Annotated in this window: 22 protein-coding genes; 15 read left to right on the top strand and 7 right to left on the bottom strand. The window is 64.3% G+C overall.

Annotation, left to right across the window (positions count from 1 at the left end):
• Window positions 1-67: 67 nt before the first annotated feature.
• The gene (locus tag ABEA18_RS11980; protein WP_345449635.1) at window positions 68-1,816 is read left to right on the top strand and encodes a phospho-sugar mutase; all 1,749 of its coding nucleotides are present in this window, start codon (window positions 68-70) and stop codon (window positions 1,814-1,816) included.
• On the opposite strand, the gene nirD is transcribed toward ABEA18_RS11980, so the two are convergent.
• A complete protein-coding gene (nirD, locus tag ABEA18_RS11975) occupies window positions 1,817-2,188 on the bottom strand; it encodes a nitrite reductase small subunit NirD (RefSeq protein ID WP_345449634.1) in 372 nt (123 codons plus the stop codon).
• A 289-nt stretch (window positions 2,189-2,477) separates the two neighbouring features.
• Here nirD and nirB point away from each other — a divergent pair, with 289 nt between their 5' ends.
• From nirB to ABEA18_RS11960, 3 genes are read left to right on the top strand one after another with little or no spacing between them, the layout of a single operon-like run.
• Complete coding sequence (gene nirB / locus ABEA18_RS11970; RefSeq protein ID WP_345449633.1) at window positions 2,478-5,105, top strand: nitrite reductase large subunit NirB; 2,628 nt, start codon at window positions 2,478-2,480, stop codon at window positions 5,103-5,105.
• A 13-nt stretch (window positions 5,106-5,118) separates the two neighbouring features.
• Window positions 5,119-6,153 (top strand): uroporphyrinogen-III C-methyltransferase, encoded by a 1,035-nt coding sequence (cobA, locus tag ABEA18_RS11965; protein ID WP_345449632.1) that lies wholly within the window; start codon window positions 5,119-5,121, stop codon window positions 6,151-6,153.
• Between the two features lie 10 nt (window positions 6,154-6,163).
• Entirely contained in the window at window positions 6,164-7,324 is a 1,161-nt protein-coding gene (locus tag ABEA18_RS11960; RefSeq protein WP_345449631.1) for a uroporphyrinogen-III synthase, read from the top strand.
• Here ABEA18_RS11960 and ABEA18_RS11955 read toward each other — a convergent pair.
• On the bottom strand, window positions 7,321-8,778 hold the full coding sequence (locus ABEA18_RS11955) for a sugar porter family MFS transporter (RefSeq protein WP_345449630.1): 1,458 nt from the start codon (window positions 8,776-8,778) through the stop codon (window positions 7,321-7,323). The two genes, ABEA18_RS11960 and ABEA18_RS11955, sit on opposite strands and share 4 nt — an antisense overlap.
• Before the next feature lie 133 nt (window positions 8,779-8,911).
• On the opposite strand from ABEA18_RS11955, the gene ABEA18_RS11950 reads away from it, so the two are divergent.
• From ABEA18_RS11950 to ABEA18_RS11915, 8 genes are all read left to right on the top strand, one after another.
• Window positions 8,912-9,922, top strand: coding sequence for a LacI family DNA-binding transcriptional regulator (locus ABEA18_RS11950; protein WP_345449629.1), 1,011 nt, complete (start codon window positions 8,912-8,914; stop codon window positions 9,920-9,922).
• A 141-nt stretch (window positions 9,923-10,063) separates the two neighbouring features.
• Window positions 10,064-10,945 carry an FAD-dependent oxidoreductase gene (locus tag ABEA18_RS11945; RefSeq protein ID WP_345449628.1) on the top strand — a complete coding sequence of 294 codons (882 nt, stop codon included), beginning with the start codon at window positions 10,064-10,066 and terminating at the stop codon, window positions 10,943-10,945.
• Between the two features lie 184 nt (window positions 10,946-11,129).
• A complete protein-coding gene (gene deoC, locus ABEA18_RS11940) occupies window positions 11,130-11,834 on the top strand; it encodes a deoxyribose-phosphate aldolase (RefSeq protein ID WP_234750836.1) in 705 nt (234 codons plus the stop codon).
• A gap of 53 nt (window positions 11,835-11,887) precedes the next feature.
• Window positions 11,888-12,112, top strand: a complete 225-nt coding sequence (locus tag ABEA18_RS11935; RefSeq protein ID WP_345449627.1) for a hypothetical protein — start codon at window positions 11,888-11,890, stop codon at window positions 12,110-12,112.
• A gap of 357 nt (window positions 12,113-12,469) precedes the next feature.
• Window positions 12,470-12,931 (top strand): hypothetical protein, encoded by a 462-nt coding sequence (locus ABEA18_RS11930; RefSeq protein ID WP_345449626.1) that lies wholly within the window; start codon window positions 12,470-12,472, stop codon window positions 12,929-12,931.
• 86 nt (window positions 12,932-13,017) lie between these two features.
• Window positions 13,018-13,860, top strand: a complete 843-nt coding sequence (locus ABEA18_RS11925) for a COG1470 family protein (protein ID WP_345449625.1) — start codon at window positions 13,018-13,020, stop codon at window positions 13,858-13,860.
• A gap of 1 nt (window position 13,861) precedes the next feature.
• A complete protein-coding gene (locus ABEA18_RS11920) occupies window positions 13,862-14,371 on the top strand; it encodes a hypothetical protein (RefSeq protein ID WP_345449624.1) in 510 nt (169 codons plus the stop codon).
• Window positions 14,368-16,500 carry a beta strand repeat-containing protein gene (locus ABEA18_RS11915; protein WP_345449623.1) on the top strand — a complete coding sequence of 711 codons (2,133 nt, stop codon included), beginning with the start codon at window positions 14,368-14,370 and terminating at the stop codon, window positions 16,498-16,500. The genes ABEA18_RS11920 and ABEA18_RS11915 overlap by 4 nt, the downstream gene beginning before the upstream one ends.
• Window positions 16,501-16,513: 13 nt before the next feature.
• Here ABEA18_RS11915 and ABEA18_RS11910 read toward each other — a convergent pair whose 3' ends face one another.
• Together ABEA18_RS11910 and mfd are read right to left on the bottom strand one after the other, a co-directional pair.
• Entirely contained in the window at window positions 16,514-17,320 is an 807-nt protein-coding gene (locus tag ABEA18_RS11910) for a metal-dependent hydrolase (protein WP_345449622.1), read from the bottom strand.
• Between the two features lie 3 nt (window positions 17,321-17,323).
• Entirely contained in the window at window positions 17,324-21,052 is a 3,729-nt protein-coding gene (gene mfd, locus ABEA18_RS11905) for a transcription-repair coupling factor (RefSeq protein ID WP_345449621.1), read from the bottom strand.
• 159 nt (window positions 21,053-21,211) lie between these two features.
• On the opposite strand from mfd, the gene ABEA18_RS11900 reads away from it, so the two are divergent.
• From ABEA18_RS11900 to nhaA, 3 genes are all read left to right on the top strand, one after another.
• The gene (locus tag ABEA18_RS11900; protein WP_345449620.1) at window positions 21,212-21,709 is read left to right on the top strand and encodes a DUF2505 domain-containing protein; all 498 of its coding nucleotides are present in this window, start codon (window positions 21,212-21,214) and stop codon (window positions 21,707-21,709) included.
• 1 nt (window position 21,710) lies between these two features.
• A complete protein-coding gene (locus tag ABEA18_RS11895) occupies window positions 21,711-21,932 on the top strand; it encodes an SCO4848 family membrane protein (protein ID WP_345449619.1) in 222 nt (73 codons plus the stop codon).
• A 186-nt stretch (window positions 21,933-22,118) separates the two neighbouring features.
• Window positions 22,119-23,426 carry a Na+/H+ antiporter NhaA gene (gene nhaA / locus ABEA18_RS11890; protein ID WP_345449618.1) on the top strand — a complete coding sequence of 436 codons (1,308 nt, stop codon included), beginning with the start codon at window positions 22,119-22,121 and terminating at the stop codon, window positions 23,424-23,426.
• Window positions 23,427-23,811: 385 nt separating this feature from the next.
• On the opposite strand, the gene ABEA18_RS11885 is transcribed toward nhaA, so the two are convergent.
• The 3 genes from ABEA18_RS11885 to ABEA18_RS11875 form a co-directional block, all read right to left on the bottom strand.
• The gene (locus ABEA18_RS11885) at window positions 23,812-23,949 is read right to left on the bottom strand and encodes a hypothetical protein (protein WP_345449617.1); all 138 of its coding nucleotides are present in this window, start codon (window positions 23,947-23,949) and stop codon (window positions 23,812-23,814) included.
• 68 nt (window positions 23,950-24,017) lie between these two features.
• Window positions 24,018-24,530 carry a Fe-S cluster assembly sulfur transfer protein SufU gene (gene sufU, locus ABEA18_RS11880; protein WP_345449616.1) on the bottom strand — a complete coding sequence of 171 codons (513 nt, stop codon included), beginning with the start codon at window positions 24,528-24,530 and terminating at the stop codon, window positions 24,018-24,020.
• Entirely contained in the window at window positions 24,527-25,861 is a 1,335-nt protein-coding gene (locus ABEA18_RS11875; protein WP_345449615.1) for an aminotransferase class V-fold PLP-dependent enzyme, read from the bottom strand. Before ABEA18_RS11875 ends, sufU begins: the two co-directional genes overlap by 4 nt.
• Window positions 25,862-25,900 lie beyond the last annotated feature (39 nt).

Here is a 25,900-nt window from a genome sequence, read left to right as displayed (position 1 = left end):
CGGACTGTGACGGCTGACATAGCCCGTGACCTCGGCATTCATTCCCTTTGACGATAGCTTTATCCCTATGACATCGAGCGATGCCGAATTTGAAAAGCTGATATCCGACGCCGGCGAATGGGCTGCCCAGGATCCGGACCCAATCACTGCGGCAGCCCTGTCCGAGCTGACCGGACTCGCGTCAAGCGGCGTCGCTGCAGCCCGTCAACAGCTCGAAGACAGCTTCAGTGGAACACTGCAGTTCGGTACCGCGGGACTCCGCGCAGCCCTCGGTCCCGGTCCCAACAGGATGAACCGCGTGGTGGTGCGGCGGGCAGCGGCAGGTTTGGCGTCCTTCCTCAAGGACGCCGTTGAGGCGGCTGCCCCCGGAACTCGGCCGCGCGCCGTCGTCGGCTATGACGCGAGGCACAACTCGGATGTCTTCGCCCTGGAGTCTGCTGCCATCTTCACGGCCGCCGGGATCGACACTTTCCTGATGCCTTCCGCGCTTCCCACCCCACTGCTGGCTTACGCGGTCCGTTCCCTTGATTGCGACGGCGGCGTCATGGTCACAGCGAGCCATAACCCTCCGCAGGACAATGGTTACAAGGTGTACTTGGGCGGCCGGGCCGTAGAGGAAAGCGGCCGTGGATCCCAGATCGTGGCACCTTACGATTCGCAGATCGCCGCAAGCATCGAAGCAGTAGGTCCCTTGGATTCCATTGGATTGGCTGAATCCGGCTGGACTGAGCTGCCCGATTCCATCACCGGCGAGTATGAGGCCGCGATGGCTGGGTTGGCCGACGTCGAGAATTTCCCGGCCCGTGAGCTGAAGATCGTTTTGACCCCTATGCATGGCGTGGGCGGTGAAACCGCGGTCTCGGTTCTCAGCGCGGCCGGCTTCACGGACGTCTCGCTCGTCGAAGAGCAGGCAGCACCGGACCCGGACTTTCCCACGGTCAGTTTCCCCAACCCGGAAGAGCCTGGCGCGCTGGATCTGGCTTTGGCGGCAGCGGCGCGCTTGGGTGCCGATATTGTGCTGGCCAACGACCCCGACGCCGACCGCGCGGCTGTTGCGGCGCAGGACCCGGATACGGGCGCTTGGCGGATGTTGCGGGGCGACGAAGTAGGCGCCCTGCTTGGGGCGCATGTGGTGGCCCGGCACGCCGCGGATGCCCGGCAAGGCGACGCAAGCCGGGGCGTTTTTGCCAATTCAATCGTCTCGTCGCGGCTGCTCTCCCGCATCGCGGCAGCTGCTGGCTTCGCCCATGAGGAAACGCTGACGGGATTCAAGTGGATTTCCCGGGTTCCGGGACTTGTGTACGGCTATGAGGAAGCCCTGGGCTACTGCGTGGCGCCCGAACTTGTCAGGGACAAGGACGGCATTTCCGCATCCTTGCTCATCGCAGAACTGGCGGCGGCTGCCAAGGCCGAAGGAAAGACGATCTTCGACACCTTGGACGAGATCTACCTGGTGCACGGCTTGCATGCGAGTGACCAGCTCAGCATCCGGGTGGCGGACCTTGGTTTGCTGGACGCCATGATGAACCGGCTCCGGGCCGATCCGCCGGAGTCCTTTGGCGGCTCGGCCATCGAGACCTTTGTGGATTTGGCCGAGGGAAGCGAACAACTTCCGCCAACGGACGGCCTCCTCTACCTGACAAAGGACCTCAGCCGCGTCATCATCCGACCCAGCGGCACCGAGCCAAAGCTCAAGTGCTACCTGGAGGTCATCAAATCGGTCGGTTCCGCGGCGGAACTCGCAGAAACCCGCCACGCCGCGCGGACCACTTTGAACCACATACTTGCGGACGTCCGCGAAGCGCTGGGGCTCTAGTTAGAGTTCGACTTCGATGAAGCCGTCAACCATGCGGGTCTTGAATGCCGGAAGCCGGAGCCGGGGGTTGGAATAGCACTCACCGGTCTGCAGGTCGTAGACCTCCTTGTGCAACGGCGAGGCGATAGTGGGGCGTGATCCCCGGGAACCGGTGATCCCGCGGGCCATGACATTGGCCAAGGTTGCAGGGTCCTGCTGGGCGACTGCGTAGACATTGTCGGCGTCGAGGCGGAAAAGCGCCACCTGCACGCCGTCGATCAACGCTGCCTCGCCCCAAGCCGGTTCCAATTCATCCAAGGGGCACACACGGTGCCAGCCGGACGTGGTCGGTGCGCTCGTCAGTTGTTCTTCCCGTTCCAGAATGACGGTCATGCCAACCCCTCTCGCTATGCCTGCGACCCCTGCGACCGGACAAATGCTGCCCTTTCCTTTCAGGCCGTGGCCGCCTAGCGGCCATACCTTCAAGGTAGGTGGGGAGTGTTTCACCGGAACGCAGTCAATGTGTCCGCTGCGTAAAAGAGACCTCACGGGTCCCGACATCCAATCGTGACCCAGAAGTTAAGACCACGAAACAAAAGGGAAACTGAAGAGAAACTGCCCGTCCGTAGGCTGAAGTGACAAGTTGCGGAGCACGTTCTGCGGCGTATGCGAAAGGCCACCAGTGACCGGACACACTTCCACCCCAGAAAACCAGCGCCGTATTGTTGTCGCGGGCGGAGGGCCTGCGGCCCACCGTTTTGCCGATGCCATGCATACCCGCGGTCTCGAGGGCTGGCACGTGACGGTCCTGACCGAGGAAGCGCACGTTCCGTATGACCGGGTCACGTTGAGCAAGGCCCTGACCGATGTGGACTATGACCTCACCCTGGGCGACATGTCCATGTGGGACCACGAGGCCCTGGAGCTGCGCACTGGCGAGCGGGTAATCAAGATCAACCCCGAAGCCAAGTCCGTGGAGACCGCGGCCGGCAACACTTACGACTACGACCACCTGGTGGTGGCCACCGGTTCGGACGCGGCGGAACTCCCCTTCCCCGGCGGCGAGCTCGCCCATGTCTACCGCACCCTCGACGACGTCTGGGCCATCAACGAAGCAATCACGCAGCTCACGGAAAAGCTGGGCCGGACCGTCAAGACCGTGACGATCGGCGGCGGCCTCCTCGGCTTGGAAGCAGCGGCGGGCACCATGGAGTTGGGCGCGCAGGCCACCGTCATCAACGGTTCGCGCTGGCTCATGAACGCCCAGCTTGATGAAGGCGCCGGCCAGGCATTGGGCCGGCTGGTCACTGCCAAGGGACTCGAAGTTCTTACGGGAACCTACCCCGCCGAAGTATTGTCCGACGACGACGGCCAGGTCACCGGCGTCCTCATGAAAGACGGGCGCATCATTCCCGCCGACATGGTCATCGCGTCGATCGGCATCCGCCCCCGCGATGAACTGTTCCGCGCCGCTCAAGACCCCACCGCTGGCAAAGAACAGCTGTTCGAACTCGGCAAGAAGGGCGGCGTGGTCATCAACGACCACTGCGCTACCCCGGTCCCCGGCATTTGGGCCATCGGTGAAGTCGCGAACTTCGAGGGCATGTGCCTGGGGCTCGTGGCGCCGGCGAACACGATGGCCGAGATCGTGGCCGACCGCCTGCACGGCGGGCAAGCGACTTTCCCCGGTTTCGACACGGCCACCAAGCTCAAGCTCTCCGGCGTGGACGTCGCCAGCTTCGGCGATGCCTTCGCCACAACCGAACACTCGCTCGAGATCGTGTACGCCGACCCCGCCCGGGGCGTCTACCAGAAGATCGTCACCACCGACGACGCCAAGACGCTGCTCGGCGGCATCTTCGTCGGCGACGCCACCCCCTACATGAGCCTGCGCCCCATGCTCGGCCGGGAGCTCCCCGCCGAACCGGGCGCCTACCTCACCGCCGCGGGCGGCGGGGAGGCCCCTGATACCGAACTTCCCGACGACGCGATCCTGTGCTCCTGCAACAACGTCCCTGCCGGCTCCATCCGCGACGCGATCAACGGCTGCGGCACCTGCGACGGCAACACCCCCGTCCGGGAACTCGGCGAACTGAAGACGTGCTCGCGGGCCGGCACCCAGTGCGGCTCCTGCGTGCCGATGCTCAAGAAGCTCCTCGAAGGGGAGCTGAAGAAGTCCGGCATCGAAGTCTCCAAGGCGTTGTGCGAGCACTTCAGCCTCTCCCGCCAGGAACTCTTCGACGCCATCCGCGTCCTGGAACTGGACTCCTTCGAAGACATCCTGGCCAAATACGGCACCGGCGCGGGCTGCGATATCTGCAAACCCACCATCGCCTCCATCCTCGCCAGCCAGAACAGCGAATACGTCCTGGGCGCTGGGCGCGGCACCCTGCAGGACACCAACGACCGCGCCCTGGCCAACATGCAAAAAGACGGCACCTACTCCGTGGTCCCTCGCATCGCAGGCGGCGAAATCACCCCGCAGGGCCTGGGCGTGATCGCCCGCGTCGCGGAGAAATACGGTCTTTACACGAAAATCACCGGCGGCCAGCGCATCGACATGTTCGGCGCCCGCCTCGAACAACTCCCGGAGATCTGGAAGGAACTCGTCGAGGCGGGCTTCGAATCCGGGCAGGCGTACGGCAAGAGCCTGCGCACCGTGAAATCCTGCGTGGGATCCACCTGGTGCCGCTTCGGCGTCCAGGACTCCGTCGCCATGGCCATCAACCTGGAAATGCGCTACCGCGGCCTGCGCAGCCCGCACAAACTCAAAATGGGCGTCTCCGGCTGCGCCCGCGAATGCGCCGAAGCGCGCGGCAAGGACGTCGGCGTCATCGCCACCGACAAAGGCTGGAACCTCTACGTCGGCGGCAACGGCGGTTTCCTGCCCGCCCACGCGCAACTCCTCGCCCAGGACCTGGACGACGATACCCTCATCAAATACATCGACCGCTACCTCATGTACTACATCCGCACCGCGGACCGGCTCCAGCGCACCGCCCGCTGGCAGGAGGAGCTCGAGGGCGGGCTCAAACACATCGAAGACGTCATCATCCACGACTCCCTCGGCATCGCCAACGACCTCGAAACCGCCATGGCCCGCCACATCGACACCTACCAGGACGAATGGGCCGAAACACTCAAAGACCCAGAACGCCTTCGTCGCTTCCGCTCCTTCGTCAACGCCCCCGACCAGAAAGACGAAGCCATCACCTTCGTCCCCGAACGCGGCCAGATCCGCCCCGCCACCAACGAGGAAAAAGGCGGCGTCCTCATCGCCAGCACGATCCCCGTTCGCGGCCAGGACTAAGGAGCAAGAAGCCATGCAGCTCACCATCGACCTCACAGGCCGCGACGTCCTGGTCATAGGCTCCGCTCACGCCGCGCGGCAGGCCGTCCGGCGCTACGAAGCCGCCGGCGCCGTCGTCTATCGGCTCAGCACCCCCGACGGCGCCGACTCTGACGGCCCGCTGCCCGAACGCCCCTTCCTGGTCGCGGCCGTCGACGACGGCCAGCCCGGTTGGGAACCCCTGCTTGAACGCTGCCGGAAAACGGGGATCCCCGTCGCCAGCGAACCGGCCCCAGGCGAGTCGGGCCATGTAACCTTGGTCGGCGGCGGCCCCGGCGCGCTCGATCTGTTGACCATCGGCGCGGTCAACGCACTGCGGGACGCCGACGTCGTCTTCTACGACCGGCTTGCCCCCTACGCAGAACTTGCGCAACTGACGTCCGCGCAAATGGTGGACGTCGGCAAACGCCCCGGGCACCACAAGGTAGCCCAATGCGACATCGAAAAACTCATGGTCGACGCCGCCCTGACCGGGAAGAATGTGGTCCGGCTCAAGGGCGGTGATCCTTATGTGTTCGGCCGCGGCGGCGAAGAAGTCAGCGCCTGTGTGCGGGCGGGCATCCCCGTCCGCGTCATCTCGGGTGTCACAAGCGCCATCTCTGTCCCGGCGGCCGCGGGCATTCCCGTCACGCACCGCGAGGTCAGCCACATGTTCACGGTTGTCTCGGGCCACGCACCTCTGACCGAGAAGGAGCATACGCACCTGGCCGGGCTCGGCGGGACCATCGTGGTCCTCATGGGCATCGGGACCCTACCGCAGCTCGCCGCCGGGCTCCGCCGGGCCGGGATGGACCCGGCAATGCCCATGGCCGTCGTCGAGCGCGGTTACCGCCCCGGACAACGCACTACCATCGCCGAACTCGGCACCATTGAAACCGCGGCCGCAGGCTGCACCAACCCGGCCGTCCTGGTCATTGGCGAAGTGGTCCGGGTGGCCGAAGCCAACCGCAATCACACCGAAGCCACCACAGACCTCAACCTCCTCGCAGCTTCCCTCCTTGAAGCCTGAAAGAACACACATGACTACGTTGAATGCCCTAGACTCCATCGATGCAGGCTCGCCGTTGGCCACCCCCGTACCAACCGACGATGCGCCGCTGGACGGTTTCCGCATCGGAGTGACTTCACACAGGCGTTCACGTGACTTGATCGAGGCGCTTGAACGGCGCGGCGCTTCCGTGTTGCACGCTCCGGCTTTGAAGATCGCGCCGGTCCAGGAAGACGTCACGCTCATCGAGGACACGAAAACGATCATCGCGGCCAAGCCGGATATCTGCATCGCCACCACCGCCTACGGCATGCGGCGCTGGTGCGAGGCTGCGGACTCCTTCGGCATCGGCGAGCAACTTCTCGACGTCCTGGCTGCCTGCCGCATGTTCGTGCGGGGGCCAAAAGCTCGTGGTGCGGTCCGCGCGGCAGGCCTTGCCGACGTCGGGATCAGCAGTGACGAAACCACCGCCACACTGGTGGACATGCTCCTTCACGAAGGCGTCCGGGGGAAGACCGTCGCCGTGCAATTGCACGGCTACACCGACGTCCGCCAGTTGGAGCGCCTCCGGATGTCCGGCGCCACGGTTCTCACCGTCACCCCTTACCGCTGGGTAAAGCCCGACGGCGAAGACAAGCTGCCGCGCTTGATCGAAGCCGCCTGCAGCGGAGACTTGGATGTGCTCACCTTTACGAGCGCGCCCGCGGTAGACGCCATGTGGAGCACGGCCCACGAAATGGGCATGTACCGCCAGCTCATCGAGGCACTCAAGACCCAGGTGACCGTCGCCGCCGTCGGGCCCGTCACCGCACAGCCATTGATTGACGCCGGACTCAGCCCCCTCATACCGGACCGCTACCGCATGGGTGCGCTCATCCGCCTCGTCACCGAACATCTGGCCCTGAACCATGTGCGCCGGCTCGACACTCCCTCAGGGCATATCGAGCTGCGCGGGCGTTGCTTGAGGATCAATGGTTCCGTGGTGGAACTGGCCCCGGCTCCGCTGCTCCTGCTGCGCGCGCTTTTGGGAGCCGGGGGCGCAGTGCTGTCCCGCGAGTCGCTTTCCGATCTTCTCGAACTGCGTGGCTCGGTCCACGCCCTGGACATGACCGTGAGCCGTTTGCGGTCCTCGCTCCCGGACGGAAAGCTCGTGGAAACCGTCGTCAAACGGGGTTACCGGCTCCGGGTCTAGCCCTGGTTCTTGTGGACGAGGTAGATGGCACCGGTGGTGACGTCCTCCTCCAGTGCTTCCAAGGTGCGGCCACGGGTTTCGGGAACCTGCTTGACGACGAAGACCAGGGCCAGCGCCCCGACGACGGCGAAGAGGAAGAACGTGCCGGTGATCCCGAGCCCCGCGACGAGCGACGGGAAGAACAGCGAAAGGAAACCGTTCACGACCCAGAGGAAGAAGATCGAGACGCCGGTACCAAAGCCGCGCATGTGCAGCGGGAAGACCTCGGACAGGTAGACCCACACCGCGACGTTCAGGAACGTCTGCATGGACCCGACAAAGGCAACCACCAAAAAGAGGATGACGTACGGGCGGATCGGGTTGCCCACGGGCAGCATCATTGAGGCGAACCCGATGAGCAGGTGGCAGCTGGTGGTCAGCGTAAGACCGAGGATGAAGGTCTTGCGACGGTCGATCCGGTCCATCAGCGACAAGGCGATGACTCCGCCGACCACGGCGATCACACCCGGCGCGATGTTCGCGATGAGCGCGCCGCTCTCGTTGAAGCCCGACTCGACGAGCACCGTCTGGCCGTAGTACATGATCGAGTTAATGCCGGTCAGCTGTTGGGCGACGCCCAGGCCGATTCCCACGAGCAGGATGCGGAACAGGTTCTTGTTGCTGAAGACCGCACGCCAGCCGATCTGCTGGCTTTCCTGCTCCTCCTTGGCGACGTTCTCGACCTCGCCAAGCTCCGCAAGGGCACGTTCCTCGGAGCGGACGGACCGGAGGACGGCGAGGGCCTCATCGTGCCGGCCCTTCTCCACGAGCCAGCGCGGCGACTCGGGCACGCGGAGCATACCGAAGAACAGCGCGATCGCCGGCAACGCGCAGACCGCAAGCATGATGCGCCAGACGCCGGGAATGTCGCCCCACACGATGCCGATGATGGCGTTGACGACGAAGGCCGCCAGCTGGCCGACGACGATCATGAGCTCGTTGCGGCCCGCCAGGGAGCCCCGGATCTCGTACGGTGCCATTTCCGCCAGGAACACGGGGACCACGGCCGAGGCGCCACCGACGGCGAGGCCAAGCAGGACGCGGCCGACCACGAGAACCCCGAAGCTCGGCGTGAACACGCACACCAAGGTGCCGGCGAAGAACAGCACCGCTAGCAGGATGATCGTCTTGCGGCGCCCCCACCCGTCGGAGATGCGTCCGCCCGAAAGCGCGCCGATCGCCGCCGCGAAGACGAGTGAGCTGGCAACGATGCCCTCGGTGAACGGTGTGAGGCCGAGTGCGGCCGTCATTGGCCGGAGCGCCCCATTGATGACACCAGTGTCATAACCGAACAGCAGGCCACCGAAGGTGGCAATCAGTGCGACCAGGCCAAGGCGCTTACGATGCGGGCCGTTGCTGAGTGGAGGAAGCGCGACCGCGCTACTGACTCCCCTGTGGCTTTGCGTAGCAGACATCAGGACTCCTTTGTCTTGTGATACGGGTCATACACCCGCTCTGAATAACAGACTAACGCGCGAAAGACTTAAATGTAAGGTCAATCTAACAAATGACTTAATTGCGACTTCCTCGCCGTGGGAAGATGAGGGCATGGGTCTTGACCGGCAGCTCCGTCCCGCAACACAGAGCGATGTGGCTCGTGAAGTGGGCGTCTCCCGCACGCTCGTGTCTTTCGCCTTCCGCGATGCACCCGGCGTTAGCGGCGGGACGAAGCAAGCCATCTTCGACGCGGCAAAACGTCTCGGTTACCGGCCCAACGCGGCCGCCGCCGACCTTGCACGCAAGCACCGCTCCGCCGTCGGGCTCTATTTGATGGACATCCACAACGAGGTTTATGCCGATATCCTCAGCGGCGTAAGGATGGCACTCCCCCAGGCCCGTAACCGACTCATCCTCAGCGTCTCCCAGTCTATCGACGGCGTGGACGCGGGAGCCGTGGACTCGCTGATTGAGGCGCGGGTGGGGATCATCATCGCCGCAACGCTGCTCGACCCGGACGAACGGGTGCAGGAACTTGCACAAATAGTCCCGATCGTGAGCGTCGCGCGGCCGGTACCCGGCGTCGACAGCGTGTATTCGGACGATGAGGCCGGCGCCCGCGCCGCCACCGAACACCTTCTGAGCCTTGGACACACCCGGATCGCCCACCTTGGCGGACCCGACTACGACGGCCATACGGTCCGCCGAAGGAGCTACGAGAAGACAATGCGCGGCGCAGGAATGGTTCCCCGGACCGTACCGGCCGATGACTTCACGCAAGACGCCGGAATGCGTGCCGCAGTTGAAATCCTTGACTCCGCGGACCGCCCGACAGGCATTTTCGCCCACAATGACCAGTTCGCCTTGGCGGCACGAGAAGCCGCCTACGCGAGGGGTCTGGCCATTCCCGGGGACCTGTCGCTGGTGGGCTATGACAATTCAAGGACCGGCCGGCTCCACGGGATCGAGCTGACCTCAGTCGACCTCCACGCGATGGAACTGGGAAACATCGCTGGAACCGTGGCCATGGACCGGCTCAACGATCCCGAGGCTCCCGTCGCGGACGAGCGCCTCACGCCCGAGTTGGTGGTCCGCAACTCAACGGCACCCGCCGCCATGTGATCCAGCTCATTACCGGCCGGTAACCATCAGGGAACGGGCCACCGGCAAATGGCAACAGCGGGGAAACACCAGCGAAAAACCCCGCGCCTACGCTGGGTACAGGCGCATCAACCACAGCTCAGTTCAGCGAAGGGACCCACCATGTCCATCACCCCGTCCGCAGGTTCCATCCACCTCGTCATCGCAGGAGCCGGGCCCGCAGCCCAGGCCCTGGTCCGCCAACTGACAGGCAGTAGCACTACGTCGCGACAGCCGGGAACGGCAGCGTTCCACGGCACCATCACGGTCCTGAGCAACCGCGACGACTGCCCTGATGCGCTGCTGGAGCTAGCCGCCCTCCCCCAGGTCTCCGTGCGTTTCGGCCAGGCCGCGAGCTTCATCGATGTCCAGACCCGCACGGTCACCACCACCGAAGGCCTCGAGTTCCCCTACGATCAGCTGGTGATCGCCACCGGCTCGTCCCCCTTGTACCCGCCGGTCCAAGGCGCAGCATGCAGCCTCAACTACTCCACCATCGACGACGCCGAGCAGATCGGCACCGCGGTCAAGGACATCACCAGGGTCCTGGGCCGTCGTCCGCTGGGGATTCTGGTAGGCACCGGTCCGGCGGCCGGCCAGGCCGAGGCCGTGCTGCGCGCCCGCGGAGTCCGGCCCATCCGCACCACCTTGCGTCCAACGGCTGTCATGCCTTCCGTCGCCGGTTCGGCCCTGCCGGCTACCGGGATCGTCTTCGAGGACGGGAGCAGCATGAACGGCGATCTTGTGGTGCTCGCCGAGGAACGGCTCCCCCGCAATGGGCTCGCTGAAAGCGCGGGCCTGCAGACAGCTCCCGACGGCGGCATCAGGGTGGGGCGCGATTTCTCCACATCGGTGCCGGGCATCTGGGCGATCGGGGACGCCGCCTCGCGGGACGGCATGCGCCTTGGGCTCGTCTTCTCCTCGAATGCCGCCGCGGCACACTGCGCTGCCCGGCTTGAGGAAGACGCCAGGCTCCGTTGCGCGCGCTCCGACGTCGCGGCCTGAGGGGCTAGCGGGTCCAAGGCGAGGCGGGGGCCTGAGGGAGGGCTGGGGCAGTCTCAGGGAGCCCGATACCGGGCCCGCCAGCCCCGCCGAGGGAGCCTCCACGGGGGCCGGGCAGTGTGGCAAGATGGTCATTTGACGAGCCGCGACCCTTGCGGCACACCGGGCCCGCCACGGAAGGACCTCCATGAGCAACGAAGCCTCCAGCGCACTGGACAACAGTGCCAGCATCGCTTCATACATCGACCACACGCTTCTCAAGCCCGAGGCGAGCGAAGCAGAGGTGCGCCAGGTCTGTGCCGAGGCGGCCGAGTACAAGTTCAAGTCCGTGTGCGTCAATCCGATTTGGGTCAAGACTGTCACGAAGGCCCTCAAGGGTTCCGGAGTCCTCACCTGCTCGGTTGTCGGCTTTCCGCTCGGCGCCACTCCCAGCGACGTCAAGGCCTTCGAAGCACGCGGCGCCGTATTGGACGGTGCGGATGAAATCGACATGGTAATCAACATCGCCGCGGCCCGTGCCGGCGACAAAGGCGCATTGGTGGATGACATCACGACCGTAGCGGAGGCTGTCCACGCCGGTGGCGCCATCCTGAAGGTCATCATCGAGACTGCCCTGCTGAATGACGAGCAGAAGGTCCTGGCTTGCGAGGCATCGGTGGAGGCCGGAGCGGACTTCGTGAAGACCTCGACCGGTTTCAATGGTGGCGGCGCCACGGTGGAAGACGTGGCCCTCATGCGCAAGACTGTGGGCCCGGATCTCGGCGTCAAGGCCTCCGGTGGAGTACGTTCCCTGGCCGATGCACAGGCTATGATTGCTGCTGGTGCAACACGTATCGGTGCGAGCTCCGGAATTGCCATCGTCAAAGGTGAACAAGGTTCATCCGCGTACTGAGTTTCCCGGCAGCCGCCATAGTTTTTGAGCCCCCCGGGGCCGAGGAGGAAAGCATGTCCCAGAACGCCAGCCAGCCCATCGAAAAAGAAAACCCTATGGGCCAGAGCATTCTGCTCTTTGTATTCAGCATGGCCCTGTTCCTCGGCGCCATCTACTCCTTGACTTACCTGACGCTGGAGAACACCTGGCCGATGGCCATTTGCTTGGTCCTCTTTGGCCTTGCCTTCTGGATCCCGCAGACCGTTCTCGGCCGCTCCAACTCGGCTGGCGAAAGCTAAGACCTAAATACAAAAACTGTGGCCCCGGACTTTTTAGTCCGGGGCCACAGTAGTTTAAATGCGACTCCACCGCTTCTGACCTCTTTTGAACTCGGACGACGGCGACACGCCCCAAAATAGGGCGTGTCGCCGTCGTTGTCCCGGCAAAGAAGGTCAGAAGTGGTGATCGAAACCAAGTAGTACCACTCGCTTCTGACTGCGAAAGACGGGTAACACCACTCGTTGTTAGTTAAAGACCGCCCATGCAAGCATTTGGTCATCGATTGAATGGGCAATCGAAGCAAGGGTTGGAATTTTCGAATTCATTGCCGCTGTCGCCTGTTCTGGGGAACACCAATTCAAAAAGGAGTCTCACTCATGCGCAAATTGAGTAAAAAGGGAAAGGTCTACGCGGCCGCAGCAACAATCGCCCTCGTGGCGGCAAGCGGCGGAGCCGCGTACGCCTACTGGACCACCACAGGAACTGGTTCTGGATCAGCGGCCAACTCGGCCGGCGGCGGAACCGTCACGCTGCGCGCAAACTTCGACGCGGGCAGCCTGACCCCAGGCGGCTCGGTGGTTGTGACATACGTTGCGGACAACGGGAGCCTCACGACGGATACAAAAGTAGGGGCCCTCACCGTGCAGTCAATTACCACCGACAGTTCCGGCTGCCTGCCTGGGTGGTTCACGGCCGACGCAAACACGGGCAACGCAACCGTGCTGCACAATTCCACGAACACCACCGTGGGAACAGGCACTTTGGCGTTTGTGAACAGCACGGCCAATCAGGACGCCTGTAAAGGCGCCACGGTCACCATCAACGTGACCAGCAACTAATCATCAAGCTGGTGGGCCCGTCACGGGCCCACCAGCTTGGGCTGTCCCCACAGAAACCACGCAGGACAACGCTAGAGGAGGAACCGGTGCCACGCATTCCGGAGCTGTTCCGATCGCCGATCCGCACCGTTCGCACGGGAGTCAAAATACTCCTGGCAGGCCTCCTTTTGGTGACCCTCACATCGGGCGTCGTGCTCGCCAGTACTAGTGGCAATGGAAACCAAAGCACCTCAAAAGCCGTCACCTTGCAGCTTGCGACAAGCAGCAGAACCGTCACCCAGGGAACGACGGCCGGCTACAACGTCGTGGTCCAGCCCTCAGGCGGGTTTGCTGGCAACGTCTCACTCTCGATCTCGGGTCTGCCAGCGGGCGCCACCGCATCGTTTTCGCCCGCAGTCGTCGCCGCCGGGCCAGGATCCGGGTCAGCGAACCTCGACGTTTCCACCACGTCGGCCACACCCCTTGGTACCTACTCCCTGAGCCTCAAGGGCAGCAGCGGGACGCTACAGTCCGCCGTCGTCGTCGCTTCTTTGACGGTGACGGCTGGCCAGCACCAGCCGTTCACCATCTCAGGAGACCCCACAGGCTTGCTGGCACCGGGCAACGCAGTACCGATCAATCTTCAATTGACGAACCCGGGCAATTCCAGCCTCAATGTCACGGGCCTGACCGTTTCCGTCACCGGAGTCACCCGGACCGCCCAGGCTGTGGCGAACAACCGGCCGTGCAGTGCCTCGGACTACACAGTGACCCAATTCAGCGGCAGTTATCCGATCTCTGCCCCGCCCGGCAATTCCTCGCTTTCCGGGAGCGGAATTCCGGCGTCTCGGTGGCCGCAGATAAGAATGCTGGACACTTCGCTGAACCAGGACGGTTGCAAAGGCGCAACCCTCCAGCTTTCCTACTCCGGAACGGGACAGGGTAATTGAAATGACTTCCAACGGATGGCTGAAGATCAGCGGTGGCCGCCGCGGCACGGCGGCATTTCTGGCAGGCGCGCTCACCCTGGCACTCGGTACGGGGACTGCGTATGCATACTGGACGACGAACGGCTCCGGCAGCGGCTCCGCTGCCGCCGGCGACATGCAAACCGTCACCGTGGACGCGCTCGTTCCCGGTGACACTCCGGCGTCGGCCCTGATCCCCGGCGGGACTGCCGACGTAGTGCTGCGGGTGACCAACCCGAACCCGTACCCGGTCCAGGTGTACAGCGTCACGGGCAACGGATCCGTCACCGCCGACACCGCTCATCCGGCCTGCACCATCACGGGCGTCACCTTCGCCGGCTCTCTCGTACCACTGAGCCCAGCCGTTTCCATCGCTCCAAATTCGACCGCATTGGTCACTCTTCCGGGGGCGGCGAGCATGGATGCGACGTCTCAGTCAGCTTGCCAAGGCGCCACCTTCCACCTTCCAGTCACGTTGGCGGTCCGAAAATGAGCACTCAACCGCGACACCACATGCCCCGCGCCGCAGGTTGGCTTAGAACCCGTGCCCCGTGGGTACTGATCGGAATCCTCCTGGTGTCCGGCATCGGTTCGGCGGCCTACGCGTTCTGGCAGTCCATCAGCAGCAGCAATTTCGCCGCCGCCGCCGGGGACACCGTTATGCCCGGAAGCAAGCCATCCGCGTCTGCCAGTGGGGCCGACATCTCAGTGAGCTGGACACCTGGTACGACGGCCAGCGGCCGGGCTGTTACCGGCTACACCGTGGCCCGGTACAACGCGGCCTCGGGCGGATCCAAAACCCCTGCGACAGGCGCCTGCGCAGGTACCGTTACGGTCCTCAGCTGTGCCGAACACAACGTCCCCGGCGGAATATGGTTCTACACCGTCACCCCCGTCATCGGACTCTGGACCGGCGCGGAAAGCCCACGCAGTGGCGCCGTCAGCAGTGACAGCACGCCGCCAGTGGCCTCCGTTGCCTCCATTTCCCCAACTCCCAACGCGTCCGGCTTCAACAACAGCAGCCCCGTCATCGTCAACCTCACGGCCCAGGACAACACAGGCGGCTCAGGCGTCGCCTCGATCACGTACGCGGTTGATTCCGCGACCCCGACCACGGTGAACGCCGCCAACGCGGCCGTCACCGTGAGCGGCGACGGAACGCATGTCGTGAGCTATTTCGCGACCGACAACACAGGCAACGCCAGCGCGTCCCAGAATCTTGCGATCAAGATCGATACCGTGGCACCCGGCGCGCCGTCGATCATCGTGCCCACGTACGTGAACAGCGCCAATGTTTCCACTGTCCCGGTCAGCGGCACAGCCGAGCCCGGATCGACGCTGACCCTTACAGTGACCGATCCCGGTGCCGCCCACACGCTGGCACGAACAGTGACAGTGAGCGGCTCCGGAGCCTGGACGGCAAGCGGTCTCGACTTGACCTCCCTGAACCAAGGCACCGTCACGTATGCCGCCAAGGCCACTGACGCTGCGGGCAACACCGGCGCTACTGTAACCGTCACCAGCACCAAGGACACCCTGGCTCCAGCCGCCCCAACGATCTCCGCCCCGCTGTACATCAACGGCGCCAACGTTTCCAACGTCCCCGTCAGCGGCACGGCGGAGGCAGGCGCATCGGTAACGCTAGTCGTCACCGACGGCGCCGCCGATTCGGTGACGCAGACTGCGACGGCCACCGGCACCGGCGCTTGGTCCACCACCGGGCTCAACCTGACAGCCCTCAACCAAGGCGCCGTCACGTACACTGCCACCGCTACCGACGCCGCCGGTAATTCCGGGGCTTCCTTTGCGGTTACCAAAACCAAGGACACGCTCGCCCCCGGATTACCGTCGATCAGTGTTCCACTGTTCGTGAATGCCGCCAATGTGGCCAACGTCCCCGTCAGCGGCACCGCCGAACCGGGCGCAACGATTGCGCTGAGCGTCACAGACCCCGGTCCGGCGCACACGGTGCAACAGACGGTGACCGCTAACGGTACCGGTGACTGGTCCACCACTGCACTCAGCCTCACGGCGCTGAACCAGGGCACGGTCACCTACCAAGTGACCGCCACCGATGCGGCCGGAAACGTCAGCGCCACCAAGACCACGACGAACACGAAGGACGTCGCGCCGCCTACAGTGACAGGGGTTGCACTGACGAACATTAACGGAACCGCAGAAACGGGAGACTCGGTGACTATCACGTATTCGGAACCTATGGATGCTTCTAAGTTCTGCACAGCTTGGAATAACACCGGAAGTCAGATTCTGAACAGCAACAACGATGTGGTTGTCACCCTCCAAGACAACGGAGCCAACGACACGCTGACGGTCTCCAGCACTACATGTCCCTCCCTCAACATCGGGACAGTGAGCCTAGGCGGAAACTACATCAGCTCGGCGACGGCAACGTTCAGAGGTAGCCAGGGCAATAAGTCGACTGTTCAATGGGATCCGCTGACCCTCAAGCTCACGATTGTCCTCGGCACCAACAAAACCGGGACTCTAGCATCGGGCGCCGCTGGATTCCCGTCCTACACCCCCGGCACGGGTCTCACTGACCTTGCCGGGAACGCTCTCAGCACAACGCCCTTTACCTCTGCAATTAGGTCCGGGTTCTAACGCCGGGCACCCCTCATCCACCCAACCCCAACATGAGCCCCAGGAGTGCTGGCCACTGGTTCCGGAGCAATGCCCACGCCGCCAGGCCAAGTCCAACCATGGCGTAGCCGCTCACGGGAATCAGGACCAGCCATTCCCGCCGCGAACCGGCTTTGCCAAGCAAGGGGATGGAGAAAGCGCCGTTGGACCGCCAGATCCCGCTGACGAGGGGCAGTTTGCGCCAGAACTTCGGCGGCTTGATGACGATGGGCCACAGCAGCGGCACTCCCCCGGTGGTGATCATGTCGCCCACAATGTGGATCCCGACGCCGGTGAGCATGGACAAGGGCAGCCAGCTCCACTGATGCGGGGCGAACCACGTGACCAGCCCGGCCATGGCAAGTGCGAACACCCAGTTGGCGATCCACCCGGTATTCGGGAACAGCTTTAGTGCTTTGGCGGCCAGGTTGATCATGAACATGCACAACAGTCCGGCACCCACGGACAAACGGCCCACGGGAGTATCCAGCTGGAACTGGGCAGCCATGGCGGCGAGGACCACGAAGGCCGAGGCGCCCAACAGTGAATGGGTTCCCTGCCGGTGCCCTCCGCTGGCCTTCTCGATCCCGACGGCGATCACGTTGGACAGCGGCGGCAGGGAGTGGGCGATGGTGCTTGAGCGGTGGTCCCAATCGCACACCAAAGCAGTTCCCGCCGTCGTCATCGCTCCGATGAGGATTCCGGTGGCGTCCAGCGGGTACCAGCCCAAGGCGTACGGGCCGGTTGAAGCGATAGCTATCCACGCCGCGGCCCCGGACGCGGCGTGGTGTCCTCCCATCATCGCTTAGCCTGCGGTCTGCGAAGCGCTGGACGTCGGCGAAGCCGAGAAGAAGATAGCTTCGATTACTGTGTTGGCCCACTCCAGGATCTCGGCGTCCTGCAGGTCGCGGCCGCCGATCCTCGCCGTCTTGGGCTTGGGGAGCAGCACGGCGTCGAGCGCCGGCTTGATCTGCGAGCCGGGGTACATGCGGTTGAGCCGCATGACTTTCGATTCGGGCAGCTGGGCGGGCGAGAAACGGATGAAGTTGCCTTGGAGCGCGACGTCGGACAGCCCGGCCTCGCGGGCCCCCACCCTGAAGCGCGCGACGGCGATCAGGTTCTTCGCGGGCAGCGGCGGCTCGCCGTAACGGTCCACGAGTTCAGCCAGCACTTCGTCGATGGCCTCGTTGGTGATGGCCCCGGCCAGCTTCCTGTAAGCCTCGAGGCGCAGGCGTTCGCCGGGCACATAGTCGTGCGGCAAGTGGGCGTTGACGGGCAGCTCGATCTTCATGTCGGCGGCCTTCTCTTCGGCCTCGCCGCGGTACTCGGCCACGGCTTCGCCCACCAGGCGGATGTACAGGTCGAAGCCGACTCCTTGGATGTGCCCTGACTGTTCCCCGCCCAGCAGGTTGCCGGCACCGCGGATTTCGAGGTCTTTCATGGCCAACTGCATACCCGCGCCAAGCTCGTTGTGGGCTGCCACGGCCTTGAGCCGTTCAAGAGCCACTTCGCCCAGGGGTTTCTCGGAGGGGTACAGGAAGTAGGCGTAGGCGCGTTCGCGGCCACGGCCCACGCGGCCCCGCAGCTGGTGGAGCTGGGAGAGGCCGTACTTGTCCGCGCCGTCCACGATCAGGGTGTTGGCATTGGAAATATCCAGGCCGGTCTCAATGATGGTGGTGCAAACCAGGACGTCAAAGCGCTTCTCCCAGAAGTCCACGATGATCTTTTCCAGGCGGCTCTCGGACATCTGTCCATGGGCCACTTCGACGCGGGCCTCTGGGACAAGTTCCCGGATCTGGGCGGCGATGCGCTCAATCGAGGACACACGGTTGTGAACGAAGAACACCTGGCCTTCGCGCATGAGTTCACGCCGGATCGCCGCGGACGTCTGCTTGTTGGTGAACGGCCCGACATACGTCAGTACCGGGTGCCGCTCCTCCGGCGGTGTGGCCAGCGTTGATGTTTCGCGGATACCGGTGAGGGACATTTCCAAGGTACGCGGGATGGGAGTGGCGCTCATGGCGAGGACGTCCACGTTGGTGCGCATCTTCTTGAGCGCTTCCTTGTGCTCAACGCCGAAGCGCTGCTCCTCATCGACGATCACCAGGCCGAGATCCTTGAACTCGAAGTCCTTGGACAGCAGGCGGTGCGTGCCAATGACCACATCCACGGAGCCGTTCTTGACTCCCTCTATGGTCTCCTTGGCTTCCTTCGCACCTTGGAACCGGGACAGCGGCTTGACGCGCAAAGGGAACCCGGAGAAACGCTCGGTGAACGTCTCATAGTGCTGTTGGGCTAGCAGCGTGGTGGGAACCAGCACCGCGACCTGTTTGCCGTCCTGGACTGCCTTGAACGCGGCCCGGACCGCGATCTCGGTCTTTCCGTAGCCGACGTCGCCCGAGACCAGGCGGTCCATGGGGATCTCGCGTTCCATGTCGGCCTTGACCTCGTTGATGGTGGTGAGCTGGTCCGGCGTCTCGACATACGGGAAGGCTTCCTCAAGCTCCCGCTGCCACGGCGTGTCCGGAGCGAAGGCATGCCCGCGCGAGGCCATGCGGGCCGAGTACAGCCTGATGAGCTCACCCGCGATTTCCTTGACTGCCTTGCGGGCCTTGGACTTGGTGCTCGCCCAGTCCGCCCCGCCCATCTTGCTCAACGACGGCGTATCGCCACCGACGTAGCGGGTCACCTGGTCGAGCTGGTCCGTCGGGACGAAAAGGCGGTCGCCAGGGGCACCGCGCTTGGACGCCGCGTACTCAAGCACGAGGTACTCGCGAAGACCCGCGTCTCCCCCGGACGGACCGGCAGAGGAGCCAGCCACTTTGCGCTGGATCAGCTCCACGAACTTCCCGATTCCATGCTGTTCATGGACCACGAAGTCGCCGGCGTGCAGCTGGAGGGGGTCGACGGCGTTGCGCCGTTTGGAGGGCATGCGCCGCATGTCCTTCGTAGACCCGGCCGAGGTGCGGCCCAGGAGGTCGGCTTCCGTGAGCAGCCCCAGCTTGAGGCCGTCCAGGACAAAACCGCGTCCGACGGCGGCGGTGGTCACCTCGATGATTCCGGCCTGCGGCTCGTGGGCCAGGGATTCGACGCGGGAGCACGGGATGTCGGCATCATGGAACAACTCGGCGAGACGCTGGGCAGGCCCAGGCCCATCCGTCGCCACCACGATGCGCCATTGGTCCCGCACGTGGGAACCGATGAATTCGAGCATCTCCGCGACGTCGCCCTGGTAGCCGCGCGGTTCACGGGCGTGCAGGTTCAGGACGTCGATGTCGGGGACAAGTTCTTCGTCCGTGGCCAATGAGGTGATGGACCACCAGGAAACACCGTGGGCCAGCGCCGCGTGCCGGGTGGCCGTCAAGGACTGGAAGCTGGCCGCATGCAACGCTGAAGCGGCTTGGGAGCCCAACACCGAGTCGAGATCGAGGGGCGCCGACCCGCCGTCGGACGCCGTGGACCAGGCCGCTTCGAGGAACTCTTCGTTTGTGGCCGCGAGGTCATGCGCGCGGGTGCGGACCTTCTCCGGTTCGATGACCACACCGATGGAACCTGCCGGCAGCTGGTCCACGAAAGGCACCATCGCGTCCACCAAAACCGGAGCCAGAGACTCCATGCCCTCGACGGCGATGCCGCCCGCGATCTTTTCCAGCATGTCGGCGGCGGCCGGCATCTCGGCCTTGAGCTTGGCGGCCCGGGACATGACCGACGGCGTGATGAGGATTTCCCGGCACGGCGGGGCGTGCAATTCGCTCGGGTGGTGCACGCTCGGTCCGGAGAGCGAACGCTGGTCTGCCACGGCGAACCAGCGCATCTGGTCCACCTCGTCGCCGAAGAATTCCACCCTGATCGGGTGGTCCTCGGTGGGTGGAAAAACGTCCAAAATACCGCCCCTGACGGCGAATTCACCGCGGTGGGTAACCATGTCCACGCGAGAATAGGCAGCGTCGGCAAGGCGGCGTACCACGTCAGTGAAGGGCGCTTCCTGCCCCACCTTCAACGTCACCGGAACCAGTTCTCCCAGTCCCTCTACCACTGGCTGGACCACTGCGCGAACCGGCGCCACGACCACCCGCAGGGGACCCGCCGTCGAGCTCTCCGGGTGGGCCAGTCGGCGCAAAACCGCGAGCCTGCGGCCCACCGTATCCGAGCGCGGGGAGAGCCGTTCGTGCGGCAGGGTTTCCCAGCTGGGGAAGGCCGCCACCGAGTCCGCGGGGAGATAGGCAGCCAAGGCCGCGGTAAGGTCCTCGGCTTCTCGACCCGTAGCCGTCACGGCCAACACCACAGCGCTGGCTTCAAGATCCTGGGAGGCGAGTCCGTCGGCCATTTCCGCGAGCAGCGCGGCCCTCAAGCCCGCCGGGGCGCTGATCTGGTAATCGGAGCTGCGTTCGGTGAAGGCCCGCGAGGCCTCGGGCCTGACCCGGGCGAAGGTCCGGTCCTCACCCAGGGCCCGACGCAATCCATCAAGGGATGCGACAGTGCCGGCGGGGCTGATTCCGGAGTTGACCGCTGACGGTTGGCCTTTGGGGCTCATGGATGGCACTCCTCGGAAGAGGGAAGTCGGATGGGGAAAGGCAGCACGAAAACCCGAAATTCTCTCGAATCCCGGGGCGTTCCTAGCCTACCCCGACCACACCGTAGGATGTTTGGGAGCCGCAAGAGCTTTCAACCGAGATATTCACGGAGGACCCCCATGGCCCTGAACGCATCCACCACCCTGCCCTACGGCGTCGACCGCGTAGCCGCCACTTTCATCGATGAAGACTTCCTACGCCACACGAGCGAGTACGTCGGCGGCACGTTGGAATCATTCCAGATCGACGGCGACACCTCCGGCGCCTTCACGACCATCACGGTCCGCACCCTGCCCACCACGCGCCTCCCGGAGATCGCCCGCAAGTTCGTGGGCGAGAAGCTCACCGTCACCCAGACCGAGAAGTGGGACGCCCCGACGGCCGATGGTTCCCGGACCAGCAACATCTCCCTGAAGATCTCAGGCGCCCCGCTGGATGTCACGGCAGCGCAGCGACTGGTGGCCGACGGCGGCAACACCCGCGTTGAGCTCGAAGGTGCCGTCACGTCGTCGGTTCCGTTCCTCGGCGGCAAGATCGCCGACGCAGCCGAACCGATGGTGGGCAAGGCCTTGAACATCCAGTCCCAGCAGGCCCAGGCCTGGCTCGAAAGCCACTAGCGTGCATCTGGCAGCCGGGCTGTCGATTGTGCTGATCGTCGCGGGGGCGTGGTCCCTCATCGTGTGGCCGCAGTTCCTGCGCCGTGTCATGGCAGACTCGCGTGCCCGCGACGCCAACGGGAAAGCCACGAAGTTCCTCACGGTCCACGTCGTGTTGGTCACCATCTCGATGGTGCTCGGACTCGCGACGGCGGTCATCGGGATCGCGGCGCTGCTTACGTAACGCCCCTTCCGAGCCCAACTGGCCCGCATTTGTTGTCGTTTTGACGGCTCATAGCGACAACAAATGCGGGTCAGTTGGGGGGGCGGCGGCAGGGTGCGTGCCCCCTTCCGCTAAAATGGAATACAGGTGCGCCGGGAAGTCTGGTCGGCAACAGTTTTGTCGACCCGCAACTCCCCAAGGAGCCATATGGCGAACCGCCCGCACCCTGCCGCCCCTTCGAAGGTTTTCAGCCGCTCCAGCTTCCCCGAGTACCAACGGATCCTGGCTATTCTCCGCACTGAAACCGTTGGTGGCGCACTTCTGCTCGCCGCCACGGTGGCCGCGCTCGTTTGGGCAAACTCACCCGTTGCCGACGGCTACTTCGCGTTGCGCGAAGTCAAGATCGGCTACGCTCCCTGGAATCTGGAATTGAGCTTGGGCCACTGGGCCTCGGACGGGCTCTTGGCCGTTTTCTTCTTCATCGCGGGGCTGGAGCTCAAGCGTGAATTCGTGGCCGGGGAACTGCGGAAGCCCGCAAAAGCGATCGTCCCGGTTGCGGCGGCGGTGGGCGGCGTGGTCCTTCCCGCGCTCATCTACGTGGTCGTCAACCTCGGCGCGGGCGCGGAAACACTCAAGGGTTGGGCCATCCCTACGGCCACTGATATCGCCTTCGCTTTGGCTGTCTTGGCGGTCATCAACACACATTTGCCTGCGGCGTTGCGGACCTTCCTGCTCACCCTGGCTGTGGTGGATGACTTGATAGCCATCGGCATCATTGCGTTCTTCTACTCAAGCGGCCTCGAGCCCCTCATGCTGCTGGCCGCCCTCGTGCCGCTGGCCCTCTTTGCCTTCCTGGTCCAGAAGCGTGTCCGTAGCTGGTACGTCCTCCTCCCCCTGGCCGCGGCCACCTGGGCCTTCGTCCATGCTTCAGGCATCCATGCCACCGTCGCCGGGGTCCTGCTCGGTTTCGCCGTGCCCGTCGTGGCCTCAGGCAAGAAGGGCGAGCCCGCGGCCGGGCTCGCCGAAAGCTTCGAACACCGCTTACGTCCCTTCTCCGCCGGCTTTGCCGTACCCGTTTTCGCGTTCTTCTCCGCCGGCGTGGCTTTGGGCGGCGCCGAGGGACTCGGAGCTGCCCTGCGCGATCCCGTGGCGATAGGGATCATCCTGGCCCTCGTGGCGGGCAAGACGGCAGGAGTCTTCGGCACCACATTCCTCGTCACCAAGACTACCCGTGCGCGGCTGGACGACGGCCTTGCGTGGATCGACGTCGCGGGGCTGGCCATGCTGGCGGGGGTCGGTTTCACCGTCTCCCTCTTGATCGCCGAGCTGGGCTTCGGTTCCGGTTCCCCGCACGATGACCACGCGAAAGTGGCCATCCTCGCAGGTTCGCTCGCGGCAGCAGTGCTTGCCGCCGTCGTGCTCAGGACCCGCAACCGGCACTACCGCAACTTAGCGCGGGAGGAAGAAAGGGACGACGACGGCGACGGCGTGCCTGACGTTTTTACCCGCGCCTGACGTGGCGGGGCCGCATACGAGTAGCCCGCATTTTAATTGGAGTAATGCCCCTTTCAATTGGGGTGGTCAGCACCCTGTTCGGGCGGTATCGGCAGGAATACCTTGCTGCTATGGACGCGAATAGTATGGAACGAGTGTGGCATGGGGCCCACAGGAAAACCCAAGAGAAGAACTGGTCATTGTTCTTTGTTTGGGCAATTCTCGGTCTCATGACGATTTCGGTGCTCATCGCAGCGGTACCCAAATGATGCGGTGACTAGGCCAACGGTACAAAAAAGCTCGGACCGGTTATTGCGGGTCCGAGCTTTTCTTTGCCTTACGGTTTTCCAAGCTATAAATAGTCAGCCGTGAACGCCGCAGCATGCTGCGTTGGAGTATTCGCCCCTTACTGCATCAGTCCCGCGACGGCGGCAAGAATTGTCGCCGCGACGAGGGCGAGCAACAATCCCACAACAACGAATTCCGCCCGGCGGACCCGATGCCGGCTCTGGCGCCATTCGCGCCTGCTCTCCAAGGTAATCATGCTTCGAGGCTAAGTCCGGACCACTGCCCGAAATAGAGTGGACGGTACTCGACCTCGAACCACCCGCGTTAGAGAGCCTGGGACACCCCTTGGCTCGCCTCGGCCTGGCGCAGCGCGTCCTCCGCAGCAACCCACGCGAGCATGGCGCACTTTACCCGGGCAGGATATTTGGCAACGCCGGCCAGCGCGGCAGCGTCTTGGAGCAGTTCCTCATCCGCTTGCAGCTTGCCGCGCGAACGCATCAATTCCCGGAAGTGATCGATCGTGTGGCGAAGAACCCCCGGGGACATGCCCGGTGCCATTTCACTGAGTATGGACGCTGACGCCATCGAAATGGCGCAGCCGTCACCGTCCCAATGGATTTCCGAGACGGCCTGCCCGTCTCCAGCGGTGCCGAGACTCAGCCGTAGGGTGATTTCGTCACCGCAAATGGGATTGAGCTGGTGGCTCTGACCCGTGTAGCTCTGTCCCGTGCCGGGGCTGCCCGTTCCGGCGGCCGGAAGCTTGGCAAGGTCTCCGCCGCTTCGGGCCTTGGAATGCTCCAGGATCAGCTGCTGGTACAGGGAATCCAGGCCGCTCATGATGCGGCTCCGGCAGCGGTTACCCCGAAATAGGGCCTGACCTGGGCAACGGCCTCCACCAGCAGGTCGACTTCGTCGAATGTGGTGTAGAGGTAGGTACTGGCCCGCGTGGAGGCGCTCAGGCCCAACCTGCGGTGCAAGGGCTGGGCACAATGGTGGCCCACGCGGACAGCGATGCCCAGGTTGTCGAGGTACTGCCCGACGTCGTGAGCGTGCACTCCGGCGACATCGAACGCGGCAAGACCGGTCCGTTCTTCCCCTGGCCCGGGGCCCAGCACACGCACTCCCTCGATGGCGCTGAGGCCCGTAACAAGCCGTTGGCCGAGCTCCGCCTCACGAAGGGCGATCCGCTGCATTCCCGTTTCGCTGAGGTAGTTCGCTGCGGCAGCGAGGGCTACAGCCTGCGAAATAGGCTGGGTTCCGGCCTCGAAACGCTGGGGGGCAGGCAGGTATTGGGCTTCCTCCATGGTCACGGTGGTGATCATGGAACCGCCGGTCAAGAACGGGGGCATGGCATTGAGCAGTTCGCTGCGGCCATAGACCGCACCGATTCCCGTGGGCCCCAGCATTTTGTGGCCGGAGAACACTGCGAAGTCGACGTCCAGGGCCTTGAAGTCCAAAGGGAGGTGCGGCGCGGACTGGCAGGCGTCAAGGACCACCAACGCGCCTACTTGCCGTGCCATTCCGACCAACATGTCAACGGGGTTGATATTCCCGAGCACGTTTGAAGTGTGGGTGAAGGCCAGTATCCGGGTGCGCGAAGTCATGAGGCGTGCTGCTTCCTCGAGACGCAGCGCACCGGTGCCGTCGAGGGGAATGTACTTGAGGCTCGCTCCGGTCCTTCGGCACAGTTCCTGCCACGGGATCAGGTTGGCGTGGTGTTCCATTTCGGTGACAAGCACTTCGTCGCCCGGCTTGAGGGCGAAGCGCCCGGCTTCCCCGCCCACCGGGCCCACGCTGGCGTTCGAAAACGAATAGGCCAGGAGGTTCAGCCCCGCGGTGGCGTTGGCGGTCCAGATCAACTCATCGTCCTGCACGCCCACGAAACGGGCCACGGTGGCACGCGCGTCTTCGAAGGCGTCCGTGGCCTCTACCGCAAGGTGGTGCGCGCCGCGATGGACGGCTGAGTTCCGCTGTTCATAGAATTCCTGCTCAGCCTCAAGCACGCTCCGGGGGTTCTGCGAAGTTGCGCCCGAATCCAGGTAGACCAGCGGTTTGCCATTGATTTCCTGCCCAAGAACGGGGAAGTCGTTGCGGATGCGACGGACTTCATCGTCATCAAGTGCGGAAACCTGGGCATCTCCCCGCGCGGGGGTGGAAACCATTGTCAAAACCGGTGCTCCTCATTAGGACTACGTGGCAATCGCCAG

The organism is Arthrobacter gyeryongensis, assembly GCF_039543785.1.
Lineage (GTDB): Bacteria > Actinomycetota > Actinomycetes > Actinomycetales > Micrococcaceae > Arthrobacter > Arthrobacter gyeryongensis.
Note: the sequence above shows the minus strand (reverse complement) of the source record. Positions and strands in the feature narration are given on the sequence as shown.

Excerpts from the sequence above, each read along its gene's own strand:
- ABEA18_RS11960 (WP_345449631.1), top strand. The coding sequence starts at position 6,164 with ATGACTACGTTGAATGCCCTAGACTCCATCGATGCAGGCTCGCCGTTG.
- ABEA18_RS11955 (WP_345449630.1), bottom strand. The coding sequence starts at position 8,778 with ATGTCTGCTACGCAAAGCCACAGGGGAGTCAGTAGCGCGGTCGCGCTT.
- ABEA18_RS11910 (WP_345449622.1), bottom strand. The coding sequence starts at position 17,320 with ATGATGGGAGGACACCACGCCGCGTCCGGGGCCGCGGCGTGGATAGCT.
- ABEA18_RS11935 (WP_345449627.1), top strand. The coding sequence starts at position 11,888 with ATGTCCCAGAACGCCAGCCAGCCCATCGAAAAAGAAAACCCTATGGGC.
- ABEA18_RS11885 (WP_345449617.1), bottom strand. The coding sequence starts at position 23,949 with ATGATTACCTTGGAGAGCAGGCGCGAATGGCGCCAGAGCCGGCATCGG.
- mfd (WP_345449621.1), bottom strand. The coding sequence starts at position 21,052 with ATGAGCCCCAAAGGCCAACCGTCAGCGGTCAACTCCGGAATCAGCCCC.
- cobA (WP_345449632.1), top strand. The coding sequence starts at position 5,119 with ATGCAGCTCACCATCGACCTCACAGGCCGCGACGTCCTGGTCATAGGC.
- ABEA18_RS11915 (WP_345449623.1), top strand. The coding sequence starts at position 14,368 with ATGAGCACTCAACCGCGACACCACATGCCCCGCGCCGCAGGTTGGCTT.
- ABEA18_RS11945 (WP_345449628.1), top strand. The coding sequence starts at position 10,064 with ATGTCCATCACCCCGTCCGCAGGTTCCATCCACCTCGTCATCGCAGGA.
- ABEA18_RS11920 (WP_345449624.1), top strand. The coding sequence starts at position 13,862 with ATGACTTCCAACGGATGGCTGAAGATCAGCGGTGGCCGCCGCGGCACG.
- nhaA (WP_345449618.1), top strand. The coding sequence starts at position 22,119 with ATGGCGAACCGCCCGCACCCTGCCGCCCCTTCGAAGGTTTTCAGCCGC.
- nirD (WP_345449634.1), bottom strand. The coding sequence starts at position 2,188 with ATGACCGTCATTCTGGAACGGGAAGAACAACTGACGAGCGCACCGACC.
- ABEA18_RS11900 (WP_345449620.1), top strand. The coding sequence starts at position 21,212 with ATGGCCCTGAACGCATCCACCACCCTGCCCTACGGCGTCGACCGCGTA.
- ABEA18_RS11950 (WP_345449629.1), top strand. The coding sequence starts at position 8,912 with ATGGGTCTTGACCGGCAGCTCCGTCCCGCAACACAGAGCGATGTGGCT.
- ABEA18_RS11930 (WP_345449626.1), top strand. The coding sequence starts at position 12,470 with ATGCGCAAATTGAGTAAAAAGGGAAAGGTCTACGCGGCCGCAGCAACA.
- sufU (WP_345449616.1), bottom strand. The coding sequence starts at position 24,530 with ATGAGCGGCCTGGATTCCCTGTACCAGCAGCTGATCCTGGAGCATTCC.
- ABEA18_RS11980 (WP_345449635.1), top strand. The coding sequence starts at position 68 with ATGACATCGAGCGATGCCGAATTTGAAAAGCTGATATCCGACGCCGGC.
- deoC (WP_234750836.1), top strand. The coding sequence starts at position 11,130 with ATGAGCAACGAAGCCTCCAGCGCACTGGACAACAGTGCCAGCATCGCT.